The sequence below is a fragment of the Chryseobacterium sp. HR92 genome (assembly GCF_045689405.1).
In the GTDB taxonomy this organism is placed as follows: Bacteria; Bacteroidota; Bacteroidia; order Flavobacteriales; family Weeksellaceae; genus Chryseobacterium; species Chryseobacterium viscerum_A.
The window spans coordinates 1,230,804-1,245,522 of sequence record NZ_CP139139.1; the positions used below are offsets into that span (position 1 = coordinate 1,230,804).

Consider the following 14,719-nt stretch of genomic DNA (forward strand, 5'->3'; position numbering starts at 1 on the left):
TAAAATTACGTTTTTTACTCTATAGTTTAACAATTCTAAAATAAGCAAAATGAAAGCATATCAGGTAAGTAAAGAGTTCAGTATATCTTCTCTTGAGCTGGTGAACAGATCTTATCCGGAACTTTTACCGAATGAAGTATTAGTGAAAATGAAAGCCAATTCCCTTAACTACAGAGATCTGATGGTGGTAACAGGCTATTCTTCATGGAAACCTCCGGTAGGAAGGGTGCCGGTTTCTGATGGAGTGGGTATCATTGTAGAAAAGGGAAGTGCAGTCACAAATTTAGATGTAAATGACCGCATTGCCGGATTATTTTTACCCAAATGGATAGATGGAAAATTGACTGATGAAAAGCTAGGTGGTTCTCTTGGCGGTGCAAAAACAGATGGGCTGCTGCAGGAGTATGCTGTATTTGACCAAAATGAAGTCATTAAAGTTCCTGATTTTTTAAGTGATGAGGAAGCTGCAACTTTACCTTGTGCTGGATTGACAGCATGGCATGGCATCATTGAAAAAGGAGATATTAAACCGGGGAGTACAGTTCTCATCCAGGGAACAGGCGGAGTTTCTTTGTTTTCAGCTCAATTTGCTTTGATGGCTGGTGCTGATGTGATTTTATTATCAAGCAGTGATGAAAAACTGGCATTGGGTAAAAAGATGGGAATTAACCACCTTATCAATTACCGTCAAATTCCTGAGTGGGAAAAAAATGTTATGGATATTACCAGTGGAAGAGGAGTAGACCATATTGTAGAAGTGGTTGGAGGCAGTCATATCAATCGATCCATGAATGTAATTGCCCTCGACGGAACCATCTCAGTTATTGGCTTAATGGGTGGATTAAGCGCCGAACTGAATACCGTAAAAATTATGTCCAGACAAATCAGACTGCAGGGAATAGAAGTAGGTTCCAAAGAAATGTTTACCCATATGAATGAAGCTTTGAGAACACATCAGATACATCCTGTCATTGATCATATATATCCATTTGAAGATGCAAAATCTGCTTTTTCTCATCTTGAAAAAGGAGCAACGGGAAAAATTGTGATAAAGTATTAGTTTATTTTGGATGAGGGGTGTTGATATTAATAAAAAACCACTGCTTTTGCAGTGGTTTTGTTTTTATTCATGGACACGAGCGAGGACGCTCGCGCCAGCGGGACCTGTCCATTCACGATTATTATATACTAAAGTTACTTTCCCAGAACATAATAATTATTGTTGCTTTCTATTTCAAAGTTATGGACTTTTACTTTTAAATAACAAAAGAGACTGATTGTTGGTCAATCTCTTTGTTTATTGCTTATTTAAATATTTCTATTTATAAATTCCTACTCGGATTTAAAAACCATCTTCCTTCTTTCTTATACAATAATACATTACAGATTAACATTTTAGAAAAAAAAGCGGGATAATAAGAATCTATTATCGCTAATAACTTTGATTTATTGGTCTTTTCAATACATATAAAATTAGTTTTAGGATGCTGATTATTCTCTTTTTTATAATTAAATTTTTCATAATCATTACATAATCCTTCAAAATCTTTAGAGTAGACCTCGTCATAATTATCATCTATTATCGAAATAACCCTTTCAGTTGTAACTAATAAATATGAATTATTTAGGCTGCAATCTAAAATAGGTAATTCATTTTTTTCTAATGAAACAAATTTGGATTCATAGCTATCATCTAATAATTGAGTATTTATTTGATCATTAAAAGTAAGCCAGTCCTCTGGTGCTTTATCTACACATTTAAGACTAATCTCGATCGCTTTGTCTTTAAATTCTTTTATATTCATAATTATTAATGTAAAACTTTTTCCCAAAAACGGTATCACCCTCTCTACTAAAAAAATAACCATACTCTCTTGCCCAAAGGGAATTATGTTTGAGGTTTTGATTCATTACCATATTAAATTGTATTCTTACTTCACTCATACCATATTTTCTTGCCATGCTTTCAGCTCCTTCTGTTAATGCTTTAAATACTGCATTTTTCGGCGCGCTATTAGCCCTTACAATACCATTAACCTGTACTTCCATTATGTCACCAGTTAGCCACCCCATATTTACACTACCATCAAAAACCTGAGCATATTTTCCAACATAACCCAAAAGTTCATTTGTAAAGTGGCAATCATTATGCACCAAAATCCCTCTTTCAGAAACATAATAATTATGGTTGCCTTCTACTTTAAATTTGTGAACTTCAAAAAGAAAGAAGCCGTCTCATTTCATTGAGTCGACTTCTTTTTTATTTAATGTTGATTTTTTAGTTTATCAAAAATATTATCCCGAAGTTTTTCTACTGACTCTTTATGATCAGACCAAGCTTTAGAATTTAATACATAATTATCAGCTTCAGTAATTTTTAATTTAAATTTTAAAACTAATAACATTGTTGATTGCATCATAGATAAATTATCTTCTAATTTCATTTTTAATATTAAATCTTCAATATTAGTGATTGTGTAATCTTTATATTTTTCCAATAACTCTGTATTATTCATATTTTATAATTTAAAAAGTTGATCGAATATATGACCAGGATTCTTTGCTGAACTGTTAGCTGCTCTCTCAAATTGAAGTCTTAAATGTGTAAATCCATTTTCCCTTGCATAGTTTTGGAGTACTTTAAGACTTTGAATCATTTGCCTATTTCCAAATTGATTAGCCATTTCGTTTTTAATAGCACCTCTAGGGTAAAAAGCCATTTCTGTTATTTCTAATGTACTTCCTTTAGCATTATGATATCCTAAAAAATCTATTATTTCCCCACTAGCATATTTAAATTCTCCACCAATCATATTACCTTCTACTCTGGAAAGTAATTGAGGAAGTCCACAATCATTATGCACCAAAATCCCTTTCTCAGAAACATAATAATTATGGTTGCCTTCTACTTCAAAGTTATAGACTTTTACTTTTTCATCCAAGAATTTAATTGATTCTATGGTAGAAGTTTTCCCATCTAAAGTAGTAAGGGCCATTCCTTTTACGAGGTCTTTAGCTTCTACCCAGTTTCCGTTTACATAGAAAGGGTGTTCCGGTGTGCAGATAATTTCTGTTCCGCTTACAGAGATCTTTACTAATGAGGAAGAAGTATTGCGGGATAGTTCTACTACTTTTTTCAGCTCTTTCTGACCTGTTTTTTCATTATAGCTCCAGACAAGATCTCCTTCTTTAATATCCTCAATCTTTTTGCTGCCTTTTTCTACCGCTACTAAGGTACCTTCCGTAAAGCAAAGTTTAATAAGCCCATTGGTAAGCCTTGCTGCAGGACGACAGATAAGCCTGCTCATTCCGGCTGCTTTCCATCCAGCGGCTAAAAGCTCTCCACCTACCATAGAAGCAGGTAATTCTAAAAACAGGAAGTTTTCAGCTGCAGATACGGACTGGCCTACTTTGGTATTTTCTATGGCATCATACAGTAAAGATCTGCTTTGGCTTAAGTTCCATGCCAATCTTGCATTGTCTGCTTTAACTTCCATCATGAAGCTATTGTATGAACCTTCTGCAAAGCCTTTACCCTTCCTTCCGGTAATAATAACTTCCGGAATATGGATTAGCATTTCACCACCGCCACCTTCACCACCATGAGAAAGACCAACACTCTGCATAAGCATACGTGTGTAGTCTATTCCCCAGGTAATCCTGTTTCCATCATAGTCCATAGAACCTCCCTGATCATTGGTAAAACCCATCCCCGTATTGTACCATGTTGTGCCTGAAGGAGCAGACAGCATTCCCTTAATAAAAGACTCCGTAATTCTTCCATCCGGGTCTATAAACATTATCGGGTTGTTGTTTCCATAATGATAAGGTGTAAAACTTCTGGATGCTTCAGCCAATGGGTCAGTAACTCCCCATCTTCCTAAATCCGGCATGTACATTCTTGCTCCATAATCATACATCCCGGTCTCCTGTAATTCCTTACCATTATATTTGTATTTATAGCTTGGATTTCCTACAGAAGGGTTAGATATTCCATGTTTTAAACCAAATGGATAATAATTACTTTCTTCAAGGATCTCTATTCCGGTTTCATTTTTATAGTAACTTAATCTTATGTTTCCCAGATGGTCTGTATAATTGTAAATATACTTATTATTTTCAAAATTGAAATATCCTTCTGAAGTCTGAACAAATTTTATGCTTCCTTCCGTATATTGAAACCCATCAAGATAATCTGTGTTTGATTCTGCTGGTCCAGATTTCTTAATTTTAACTCCATCTGCCCTGTAATAATAGTTAATGACTTTAGAGTTTTGTGTAATCTGCTTAGTTAGATTTAAATAATTATATTGGATGGAAGAAATTCCTTTATCCAATTGGTTAATCATATTTCCGTTATTATCATAGCCAATCTGATTTCCTCCTGTTGGATAACCATTAAAATTCTGTGTGATATCGGAAGCTGAAGTAAGTCTGTTTCCTGAATAGGTATAATAAATATTGTCTATGTATTCTGATGAATTATTACTTCCTTTCATATTTCTCTGAAGGCGGGTAATATTTCCGTTAGGATCATATGCTATTTCTTCATTGTAAAAATGATTAACAGGAACAGAAGTTGTAGGCTCCTGGTAATATCCTGCTGTAAGCCTGTTTAATTGATCGTAAGCATAAATATATCTTTTCAGAACATTATCTACAGATGTTTTCCAGTCTGTCTCAGAAACATTACCGTTGAATTTTGTATAGGAAGTATTATCAGGATTTTGATATTTCAATTCATAACCAAAAAGTCTTCCGTTCAGATTTTTAGGATCATTGACTCTGGTAAGCCATCCTTTTATATTATAAGTGTAATCTACCGTCTGAAGTGGAGATGCTGCGGAAGTTCCACCTACTTTTTTAGACTGGAGCTGGGAAAGCTCATTATACTTATTCTGGGTCAGAATTTCAGGAGTGTTGCTGTCTACCTGATGGGTGTGGGTCAGCAGTCTGTTTTGGTTATCATAGGTGAAATTTTCAGTAATCACTCTCTCTGTATCAGTATTGAGTCTTTTGTGATAAGTTTTTACCTGAAGTGGTACTCCCGAAAAATCAAGTTCAGATTCTGTTTTGGTATAGCCTCCTAAATGATTGATTGAATATCCTCCGACGGGTCTTCCTTTTGTATCGTAATAATTATAATTTTTAGTCCAGTTATCATCCTCTATATTTTTTACCAGGCTCATGACAGGCATTGCTTTCGTATTTACATTTCCGGAAAGATCATCTTTTAAAACTGGTTTTCCGAAAATTGCTGATGGAAATGCAGGATTAAAACTGTATTGCGGATAGGTGTCATAGTAATTAATACTTAAGACCTGGGTAACACCGGTAGAAGTCGAAACGTTAGTATAATATACAGGCATGCCGTTTATGGTCAGTCCCGCTGTAGCAGTTCTGGTTTCATATAAATTAGCATTGGCATTGGCACTGTTTTGCATTGATGCCCTGCTGGAAGCATTATTGGTGATTCCTGTGTACACAACTCTTCCCAATTGGTCATATTTGGTAAAAAGCCATTGTCCTTTTTCTTTAAGGAGCGTATCCTGAGTTAGAATAAGCCGATCAGCTTTATTATACACCATGTATTCCCATCCTTTTCCGGGAACTTTCTTTTCTGCCAGTCTGCCCCTGTTATCATATTTATACTGATAGCAGAGATCATTCAGAACCTGTTGGGTGATGATATTGTTATTGGGGGTAATCTGAGCGTCTGCTTTCGGAGAAATAACGTAGACAAGATGACCATAATCGTTGTAAAGATAATAGGTATCTGCATTTTCAGTAGCACTAATGACTTTTCTTACCAGGATAGTTTGTCCCAGTCCGTTAGTAAATTCAATGGTTTTATTACCATCTTCATCAGTTCCCGAGGTTTTTATCAGTACTTTTTCATTGTAAAAAGAAACGGTAGGAACAGAAGAAATTGCAATAGTGCTGACCCATGAATTGGTAAACGAGAACTTTTTTACCTTATCTGAGCTTTTGTTGATTTCATAGGATGCTTTTACGGTATGTCCGGAGTTCATTGCCCATTCACTTCCTGGGCTTGCAGTTTCCAATACTCTTGCCAAAGGAGATGCTTCCAGTTTCTGTTCGGAATAGGCATTGGGTACTCCGTAATAAGCATTGGCTGTAGCTTCAGAAACACTCTGTATGCTGAGGTTAGAAGTAGGCACAGGAACTGGTAAAATGCTTCTGGTTTGTCGTCCTAACTGATCATAGGTAATAGGTACTACAAGATCCTGTCCCAGTGGGGTAAATTTTACCTGAATGGCCTGCTTAGGTCTCCCCAAGCCGTCATAATATTGTATAGTTTCTGATTTTTTACTTCCATCTTCAGAAAGTCTTTCTTTGCTGTAGACGTAGTTTTCTGTCGTAGTCTGTGCAAAAGCAGACAGAGAAAGAGTAAAAGCAAAAACTGAAAAATATTTTTTCAACTTCAGCCTTCCTTTATGAATTATACTTATATTGTTTTTCATCGTTTAGTTTTTTCTATTGTATTGATATTCTTTCACCGTAATTCCTTCACTATTGATGACTTTCTGAAGTCTACCAAAAGAGTCATATTCATATTTTGCCATCATTCCGGCTGGAGAAATAATAGTAGTCATTCCAATCATTGGATTATAGGTATAGGCTGTAATCACGAAATTTTTAAGAGCAGTATCTTTTCTGAAGGTATTCAAAGCATTGATTAATGCTGTTTCTTTTGCTGCTTCATTGGCTGGAACAGCATCTGCGTCTTCGTTAGAGGCATTGACAATGGATGTAACAAGTGCTGCCGGAATATCTGATAGTTTTGCACCTTCTATTTTAGCAATCGGCATGGTTTTGTTGTATCCCCAGATGACGGTAGTTGGAATTCCTCCTGTAGAAGCATCTGCAGTATTTGGAAATGCTCTGTACTGAACAAGATTACCTTTGTCATCATAAATATCATTCACCGCATTTTTAAAGGACTGGGTAAGATCATCAGGCAAAAATCCTATGACGGAAGTTGGGTATAGATGAGTGGTATCATCATATCGGGTTTCTGTTTTAGAAAGGGTAGCTCCATTTTTTTTGGATTCAGTAGTAATAACCCTATCTCTGATTCCTGCACCAAATAAGCGCATAGCAGCTGGATTAGGATATGTATAATTTTCTTCCAGAATATCACCTTCAGGAGTAATGGTCTTTTTGCCTGTAATATTAAGATCTGTGGTTTCTCGTGTGGATTCTATGGTTGAAGAAATAGCATCCTGCCCTACAAAAGAAGCAGTGGTATTCGTCTGCTTCGTCACAATAGAGTTTTTTACCTGAACACCTGAATCAAAATTATCATCAAGAGAATATGAGAATCCTGTTGGAGTTAATTCATAGATGTTTTCTTCTTTTGCTACCATAGTATTGCTGGCATCAAAGACTTCTTTTTTATCCAGAAGACCATTGACAAGGATATTGTAATGAGAAACTGGATTTGTTAATCCTCCTTCCGGGGATTGATTTTCAGGACGATCTTTCAAAGTTCCAAAATAATATTTTGCATATCCTTTATTCTGACCAATGGTTTCTTTCACATTTTTATAAACAACAGGTGCGTCTTTGAGTGGGCCCAAATAGCCACTTGTTTTACTATTATCATCAAACTGCTGATAAGAATAATAACGGGTTTCTGAATCTACAGGAATCCCATTTTCAAGAAATTCTATTTTTTTTATTCTGACTCCATTTCCTGTGGTATAGTTGGGAAGGGGAATAGATTTGTATCTGATTCTTTTGATGGTAACAGTACCTCCACCACCTGTTCCCAGTACTTTGAAGGTATTGGCTCCCGGCATAAATTTCATATTACCATCATTACCTAATACTGATGAGGTTAGCTCGATATCAACAGAAGGAGTCAAACCTGGATCCCATACAGGAGAATCGGTATAGTAAGCGGTGACGTCTACACAATACATAAGATAGCTTCCTCCCTCGGAGTCATCCGGATTTGTCGGAATATTAAAAGTATAAGTATTTGTAAAATGGGTATCAAAATTAAAAGTACCTACAGTTTCCAGTACTTGGGCGTCCTGATCCACGAATTCGTAAGGACGTATATACGCATCACCAGAAATAGTCCAGGGATCTAATATATTAGTCTTTTTGAATTCGTACTGATTGGGTTCAAATTCGTACCGGGTTTGCCCACCTGTTGGATATTTTATAGTGCTGAGAAGTCCAATGTTTAAAAACTTTGGACCGTCTGGTCCATTAAGGCAATGACACTTAAACTCAGTCCAGTTGCTTCCTGTAAAAGGACTGTTATTATATTCAAAACTTGTTTTTTCAAATTGTGTAGAGGTTCCATATTTCTGAATTGAACGAAGCATTCTTCTGTCATAGAAACCATCAGGTACTGCTTCTGCTGTACATGAGGATAATAAAGGTTCAGTATAGGTAAATCCGCTATCGTCACTTTGCAGGGTATATTTCTGAATCACTTTTCCGGCTTTGTTTTTCAAGGCTACAGTGTGCAACTGATAAGGGTCGGCCAGCTTTTTTCTGAGAGCTTCATTAAAATTATAGCTGAATTCAATGGAGCCAAAATCTGGTGAAGTTACTTTGCTGATTTTCAAACTTTTCATAGTGAGGGTCTGATCGTTAGGTACATAACTATCCTCAATGTAGGTGAAAAGTAGGGGCTCATTCTGATAAACATCCTTTATTTTAGTAAGATAATAAGCTGAAATGTATGCCGTAGAATTATTACTTTTTCTAGAAATATTCTGATCTTTTTTATCAAAAAAATAGGTATTTCCTGATGGATCAACAACATTAAAAGTATCTTCCGTCTGATTATAGGTAATATTCAGATTGGTATGAGTGATATTTGTGATTTTTTTTTGTCCTGTGGAATTGGTTTTTAGTAAAAATTTACCATTGAATCCCAAAAAAGAATAATAATAAATATCAGTCGGTATACTGTTGTATTGGTTTACGGCTCTATAAATTAAACAGCTTGTTCCATATAAAGACCATCCCAATCCTACATCCGATGCCTTGCTTGTTTTACCTGCATTGCCGGGGTGGTAAGATATTCCTACATTAATCCCTATCTGTGGGTTATGGGTAGCTAATGCAAAGAAAGGAATATTAATATCCGGAACCCCTGTGGATAATGATATAGGAGCATTGATGAAACTAGACATTGATGCCGCAGAAGGTGCTGAAGTAAAAGTTTCACTTGTTGCTCCCTGCGAAAATAATAGCCCTGAACAAAACGTTAGCAGGAGTATTATGAGCTTATATTTTTTTCTCATGTATTTTATTTCTTAATTATTTTAGCATTCGCTGTTTTATTGTTATCAGTTTTTATCGTTACAAGATAAGCCCCCTGAACCAAAGCCTGGGTATTAATCTTAGTCACTCTGTTCTTAGTTTTTATACTCTGAAGCTGTCTTCCGCTCATATCATACAAAAGAATATCAGCATCTTTAAAATCAAAGCCGATTTCTACATAAGCATAATCTGAAACAGGGTTTGGATAGATCTTGATATCATATTTTTCAATTAACTGATCAACCTGTTTATCTCCCAGTTTTACAATTTTCCAGTTTTCTTTACCCAGTTCTTCTGCGCTGGTTCCTGCCAGAACAATAGAACCGTCTTTGTTCAGTTTTAAGTCAGAAAGCCTTTCTTCTTTTTGTCTGGATTCTCCTTTCACATGCTTTCTCCATTGTTCATTACCATTCTGATCCAAATACAGCATCCAGAACGTTTCATCATCCGTTTGAATTCTTCCTTCTGCCTGAGTATAACCTCCTAATAGAATGCCTTTGGATGATTTATCATCTGCGGAATGAATCACACTCATTCCCATCAATACATCTCTGTTTTTGAAATTGTAGGATTTCTGCCACTGCTCTTCTCCTCTTTCATTCAAAGAAATCAACCAAAGATCTGTTCCTTCTTCAATGCCTACAGTTTTATTTCCTGATCTTTCTGATCTGGATTCTCCACCAATGATGAAACCATTTGAAGTTAAAGCAAGAGTTCTTATATGATCATCACCTTTCCCTCCAAAATTCTTTTCCCATTCTACTTTTCCGTTTTTGTCCAACTTGACAATCCAGTAGTCACCTTCACCGAAATTGTCGCTTTGTTTCGAGTTTCGGGATATGGGATTCGAGTTTTGAACGTTTGACACAGAACCCGCACCTCGCATCTCAGAACCCTTTTCAGATCCCGAAACCCGAACCTCGGAACTTCTGGAATAAATTCCCAATAACGCTCCTCCATCTTTCGTTGGAATCATTTTTTCTACTTCGTCTAAGCCTTTTCCGCCTAAGATTAGTTGGGAGAGTTCTTTTCCGTTTTTATCAATTCTGGTAATTAAGACGTCTTTGGAACCATAACCTTTTGAAGAGTTTTGAACATTCCCTGCAACAAAGAATCCTAAATCTGTAGTTTGGATCACAGCTCTTGCTTCTTCGTCTGAAGAGCTTCCTAAAGTTTTCTGCCATAGTTCATCACCAAATTCATTGATACGGATCAGCCAGATATCTGACCCGCCCTTCGAGTCCTCTTTTTTATCCAATCCCTTTCCTGAATAAGAGGTTCCGGCTAATAAAAATCCACCATCTTGTGTGGTTACTGTTGCTGATAAATAATCATGATTTGATCCAGAGAAGTATTTCTCCCAGGCTTCTTCTCCCTGCTGATTCAGTTTTACAAGATGAAAATCATAACCGTTGTTTTGTTTACTTCCAGCCTCCAGCTTCCCGCTTCTCGATTGTATAGAACTTCCCGTGATAAGATATTGCTGATCAATAGTTGTGGTGACCTGGCTAAGAAAATCCTGGGTAGAGGATTTGATATCTTTCTGCCACACCACTTCCTGGGCAGATATACCCAGGACCGTGCATAAGGTAAATGCACAGATATAGAATTTTTTCATTCCAATGTTGTTTTCTGAGTTAGTAATTAGTTTCTTAAAACTTCGCGAATTTAACACTTTTTAAGACATGAAAATCAATTTATTGTAGTCTGTAGTAAATCATACTATTTATAATTAAATCTACTTTATACTGCATTGAATTCATCTTATTCTCATACAAAATTATCTACGTGCAACGACAGAACATGTCGTATTTTCTTATAATGAAAAATAAGTTATGATTATTTAAATAAAAAAGACACTTAATAAAGTGTCTTCCAATTAAATTTTTATTGAACAGTTTTTCAGAGTTCTGCAATTTTTTCAAACAATTTGGGATAGCTGATGACCAGCCCTGCATTATCTACTGAAATCTCTGCTTTAAAATCGTTTTCGATATTTTCATACAGGTATTTATTGGATGCTGTCTTTGTATATTGTTGCTGAACAGGTCTGATATGCTGGTTGAGTACATCAATATAAATCACATCGATTTTTTTGGGAGTGTTCTCTTTGAGTTGTAAATTATTGATCGGGAGTGTGTTGGTGAATGGAGTCAAAGAAATATCGATAAACTTAATATCATTGAATTCAGGATTGATAACATTGTTGAATTCCCATTGATTTTGATTCCTTTTTCCTTCTAATGTTGTTTTAACCTTATTAATCTCAGATTTGATCAGAAAATTCTGAACGATCCAGTTTTTGTCAATGAGGATACTATAGTCTACGGCATAAATTTTATCTTCATAACAGCCTATAATTTTTGATTCTACTATTATATAGTTTTCATCTTTGGTCTGCTCGTTAAAATATTCCAGAGATTGATAAAGAACTCCTTGCCAGATTAATGTTTTCATATAATATTGTTTTTACTTAGTGTAGTATTATCTAATAGAAAGTTGTTAACTGGAAATTCTCCGTTTCCGGATTCTGCTTAATGTTTCTCTTGCTACGCCCAGAAATGAGGCCAGCTGGGTAAGAGATATGCGTTGCAGCATTTCAGGATATTTTGTTTCAATATATTCCAGTCTTTCCTGTGCTGTATAGAGTTTGAATAGATTAGAAAATTCCTCCAGCCTGGAGGCAAACTGACGGATGCAATGACGCCCCAATGTTTCAATTTCCGGATTCTTTCCAGCTGCTTCAAATAATTTCTTTTTATCAAAAACTATGGTACAAAGCTTTTCACAAGCGATGATGTTAAATTCAGACTGCTGCCCGCTTCCAAAACTGCTGATATTGGTTGCTATTTCATTCTCAAAGAAAAATCCGGTGTTTTTTATAACTCCATCTATTTCATAATAGCTTTTGCAAAATCCTTTATCAACGTAAAATAAAGACTGGCAGATTTCTCCTTCCTGTAACATCAGTTCATTTTTCTTATAATGCCTTTCCGATAAGGCCGGTTGAAGCATCATCCAGCTTTCATCAGAAAATGAGGTAAGGGATCTGATGTATTTCAGAAGATTTTGCATGATATTGAGTGATCCTGTTTCTGCGAAAGTAGTGAAATTGCCGGAAATTACTTGTATAAGTATGTTTTTCCCCAGTAATTGAGCGTAAAAAAAGAGCGGTAAAAACCGCCCCCAACAAGATTCTATCTAACAAAATATTTTACATATAAACGCATCCACATCCGGTTTCCCATTCCTGGCAAAGGCGCATAGGTTCATTACAGCCGGGATTACCACCGCCGCCGCCGGAAACTCTGTAACAGGTACCATCGCTGCAATAATATGAGCCAATGGTTGGCGGACAATTACCATCCATATCACATAGTGCATAAGGTGTGTCACCACCACTGATCAGCACAAGCTGATTTCTCTTTAATTTTTTTAAATTTTTCATAGTAATCATGTTTTAATTTGTTGATTACTAATGTATAGAAAAATTAGCACACCAGCAAGTGTTTTAATTAAAGAGAATTGAAATATTTTATGATAATACCATATCATAGATCTATTCCACATCTAAGGTCATAAAAAGAGCGATTTCTTCTGTATTATTATATAGTCTTGTATTCAGTCCGGTAATATTGAATCCCATTCTTCTGTAAAATTGAATAGCAGGATAGTTGGTATTCTGTGTTTCGAGCTCAATAACTCTGCAGTTTAATTTTCTGGCTTCTTTAATGGCACTTTTAATCAGCATAATCCCGATTCCCTGCCGTCTGTGCTTTTCGTCAATCAGAATATTTTCAATGTAGAAACTGTTATTCCATGATCTTTGCTCACCGATAATCCAGCCTGCAAGCTCTTCATTCACATAAGCACCGAAAGAATTACCTTGTTCAATAATAATATTAAGTTCTTCCAGGTCTTCAGAAGTAGTTTCCCATATTTTGGTATAAGGTAAAGTCTTTTCTTTTAAACTAAATTCAAAAGAACCTCCAAATTCAATAGAAGAAACAGAATATATTTTATCCGTTGTATAGCCGTTATGCCCCCATTCTAAGCTTGGATTGGAGACTAGTTTTTGTAATTTTCTTATTTCCACATCAGATATTTTTAAGCTTATTGAATTTCGGTACAGATTTCTACCAGATAATTATTGATATCTCTGATATAAGCAGTTTTTTGTCCCCACGGTTTTACGGCAATATCTTCATAAAGAACGGCTCCGTTTTTTATTGCCTTTTCTACCAAAGCCTCTACATTGTCTGTTGTAAAACCTAATTCCATTCCGAAAGGTTTGTCTTCCGTTTTTGAGAGTAAAAATCCTTTTTTAATATTGGAATTTGCGAGGCTCACAGAGGCGAATGAAAGGGTAGTTTCTCCGGTCAGCAGTTCTCCATAATCTTTTTCAGGAGTAATGAATTTTATTTCAGAGTTGAAAGTGTCTTTATAAAAATTCATAGACTGTTCTACATCTTCTACATAAAGAATGACATATTTGAATTTGATCATATAATTTGAATTAAAATGGGTTTTATTTTTTATTTAAAATATATTCTTTATCCACCATGAGTTCAACATGAGGACCCTGTAAAGGATATTCTTTAAAGCTTCCGAAGTGACCGAAATGAAGAGGATATTTCTGAGTAAGCAGCCGTACTTTACCTCCAAAAGAATTGATATCAACCTTTTGAACAGATTCCTTTTTCTGTCTGCCATTGCTGAAAAAGAGCATCAGATTACAATGATCTTTAAAATCGGAATCATTATAGTAAAATACATTGAGATTTTCTTCTTTACATATCTGAGCTAAACCATCAATAAAGCTTTGTTTGTATTGCAGAGGCAGATTACAATCAATTCTGGCAGCATAATTCTCTGCATTGTTCTGTTTAAAGTCTGAACCCACCATTTGAATGAAGCGGTGTTCTATATTTTTAAATTCTTCTTTTTCGGGAGCATAACTCCTGCTGGACTGAATGGTAAAAGGAATGCTGGAATCTACCAGCTCAGCATGTTTACGAATTAGCAGTTCTTCTATTTCTTCCGCCATTTGAAAATGAAAATCAAAGAGCTGATAATCTCCGATATTAATAATCAGCTGGTTTTTATTGATATTCAAGTGCAAATAAGTTTTTTTGAAACGTTCTTTCAATGCTTCAAGTTTTCCAATAAAATCATCCATATTTTCTACCTGAACTCTTGCTGCCAGTTCTGCAGGATTATCAGCATGTCCGCCATATCCCGGATAAAATTTGAAAAACTGAAAATCATATAAATGATCCGGAAATTTGAAATACCAGTATACGCCTAAAATCATAGAAGATTGATTGATAATTGTACAATAATCAAAATTAAATAAAATTTCACACTCCAAAACTTTCAAAACCCTTAAATTTGTTGTCAATAAAAA

At 35.4% G+C, this 14,719-nt stretch carries 12 protein-coding genes and 1 pseudogene; 1 reads left to right on the forward strand and 12 read right to left on the reverse strand.

Annotated features, from left to right (window positions below; translation table 11 throughout):
- Positions 1-49 precede the first annotated feature (49 nt).
- Positions 50-1,060 carry an NAD(P)-dependent alcohol dehydrogenase gene (locus SFA27_RS05560; RefSeq protein WP_407296907.1) on the forward strand — a complete coding sequence of 337 codons (1,011 nt, stop codon included), beginning with the start codon at positions 50-52 and terminating at the stop codon, positions 1,058-1,060.
- Between the two features lie 262 nt (positions 1,061-1,322).
- Here the strand turns inward: SFA27_RS05560 and SFA27_RS05565 are convergent, their stop codons facing one another.
- From SFA27_RS05565 to SFA27_RS05620, 12 genes and pseudogenes are all read right to left on the reverse strand, one after another.
- Positions 1,323-1,805 (reverse strand): hypothetical protein, encoded by a 483-nt coding sequence (locus SFA27_RS05565; protein WP_255816372.1) that lies wholly within the window; start codon positions 1,803-1,805, stop codon positions 1,323-1,325.
- Positions 1,786-2,199: pseudogene (locus SFA27_RS05570) on the reverse strand (hypothetical protein); the annotation flags it as partial. The gene SFA27_RS05565 and the pseudogene SFA27_RS05570, both read right to left, overlap by 20 nt.
- Before the next feature lie 65 nt (positions 2,200-2,264).
- Entirely contained in the window at positions 2,265-2,516 is a 252-nt protein-coding gene (locus SFA27_RS05575) for a hypothetical protein (protein WP_407296909.1), read from the reverse strand.
- A 3-nt stretch (positions 2,517-2,519) separates the two neighbouring features.
- Positions 2,520-6,485 (reverse strand): DUF6443 domain-containing protein, encoded by a 3,966-nt coding sequence (locus SFA27_RS05580; RefSeq protein ID WP_407296911.1) that lies wholly within the window; start codon positions 6,483-6,485, stop codon positions 2,520-2,522.
- A 3-nt stretch (positions 6,486-6,488) separates the two neighbouring features.
- Positions 6,489-9,293, reverse strand: a complete 2,805-nt coding sequence (locus tag SFA27_RS05585; protein ID WP_407296913.1) for a hypothetical protein — start codon at positions 9,291-9,293, stop codon at positions 6,489-6,491.
- Positions 9,294-9,298: 5 nt separating this feature from the next.
- Positions 9,299-10,930: a T9SS type A sorting domain-containing protein gene (locus tag SFA27_RS05590; RefSeq protein ID WP_407296915.1), complete on the reverse strand. Its 1,632-nt coding sequence runs from the start codon at positions 10,928-10,930 to the stop codon at positions 9,299-9,301.
- Positions 10,931-11,214: 284 nt separating this feature from the next.
- The gene (locus SFA27_RS05595) at positions 11,215-11,769 is read right to left on the reverse strand and encodes a putative glycolipid-binding domain-containing protein (protein WP_407296917.1); all 555 of its coding nucleotides are present in this window, start codon (positions 11,767-11,769) and stop codon (positions 11,215-11,217) included.
- Between the two features lie 45 nt (positions 11,770-11,814).
- On the reverse strand, positions 11,815-12,387 hold the full coding sequence (locus SFA27_RS05600; protein WP_407296919.1) for a Crp/Fnr family transcriptional regulator: 573 nt from the start codon (positions 12,385-12,387) through the stop codon (positions 11,815-11,817).
- A gap of 139 nt (positions 12,388-12,526) precedes the next feature.
- Entirely contained in the window at positions 12,527-12,760 is a 234-nt protein-coding gene (locus SFA27_RS05605) for a hypothetical protein (RefSeq protein WP_047379510.1), read from the reverse strand.
- 111 nt (positions 12,761-12,871) lie between these two features.
- Positions 12,872-13,408: a GNAT family N-acetyltransferase gene (locus SFA27_RS05610; protein WP_407296921.1), complete on the reverse strand. Its 537-nt coding sequence runs from the start codon at positions 13,406-13,408 to the stop codon at positions 12,872-12,874.
- A 17-nt stretch (positions 13,409-13,425) separates the two neighbouring features.
- Positions 13,426-13,818 (reverse strand): VOC family protein, encoded by a 393-nt coding sequence (locus SFA27_RS05615; RefSeq protein ID WP_047378662.1) that lies wholly within the window; start codon positions 13,816-13,818, stop codon positions 13,426-13,428.
- 22 nt (positions 13,819-13,840) lie between these two features.
- Positions 13,841-14,626 carry a hypothetical protein gene (locus SFA27_RS05620; protein WP_407296923.1) on the reverse strand — a complete coding sequence of 262 codons (786 nt, stop codon included), beginning with the start codon at positions 14,624-14,626 and terminating at the stop codon, positions 13,841-13,843.
- Positions 14,627-14,719 lie beyond the last annotated feature (93 nt).

Excerpts from the sequence above, each read along its gene's own strand:
- SFA27_RS05600 (WP_407296919.1), bottom strand. The coding sequence starts at position 12,387 with ATGCAAAATCTTCTGAAATACATCAGATCCCTTACCTCATTTTCTGAT.
- SFA27_RS05565 (WP_255816372.1), bottom strand. The coding sequence starts at position 1,805 with ATGAATATAAAAGAATTTAAAGACAAAGCGATCGAGATTAGTCTTAAA.
- SFA27_RS05560 (WP_407296907.1), top strand. The coding sequence starts at position 50 with ATGAAAGCATATCAGGTAAGTAAAGAGTTCAGTATATCTTCTCTTGAG.
- SFA27_RS05620 (WP_407296923.1), bottom strand. The coding sequence starts at position 14,626 with ATGATTTTAGGCGTATACTGGTATTTCAAATTTCCGGATCATTTATAT.
- SFA27_RS05590 (WP_407296915.1), bottom strand. The coding sequence starts at position 10,930 with ATGAAAAAATTCTATATCTGTGCATTTACCTTATGCACGGTCCTGGGT.
- SFA27_RS05595 (WP_407296917.1), bottom strand. The coding sequence starts at position 11,769 with ATGAAAACATTAATCTGGCAAGGAGTTCTTTATCAATCTCTGGAATAT.
- SFA27_RS05605 (WP_047379510.1), bottom strand. The coding sequence starts at position 12,760 with ATGAAAAATTTAAAAAAATTAAAGAGAAATCAGCTTGTGCTGATCAGT.
- SFA27_RS05580 (WP_407296911.1), bottom strand. The coding sequence starts at position 6,485 with ATGAAAAACAATATAAGTATAATTCATAAAGGAAGGCTGAAGTTGAAA.
- SFA27_RS05575 (WP_407296909.1), bottom strand. The coding sequence starts at position 2,516 with ATGAATAATACAGAGTTATTGGAAAAATATAAAGATTACACAATCACT.
- SFA27_RS05585 (WP_407296913.1), bottom strand. The coding sequence starts at position 9,293 with ATGAGAAAAAAATATAAGCTCATAATACTCCTGCTAACGTTTTGTTCA.
- SFA27_RS05615 (WP_047378662.1), bottom strand. The coding sequence starts at position 13,818 with ATGATCAAATTCAAATATGTCATTCTTTATGTAGAAGATGTAGAACAG.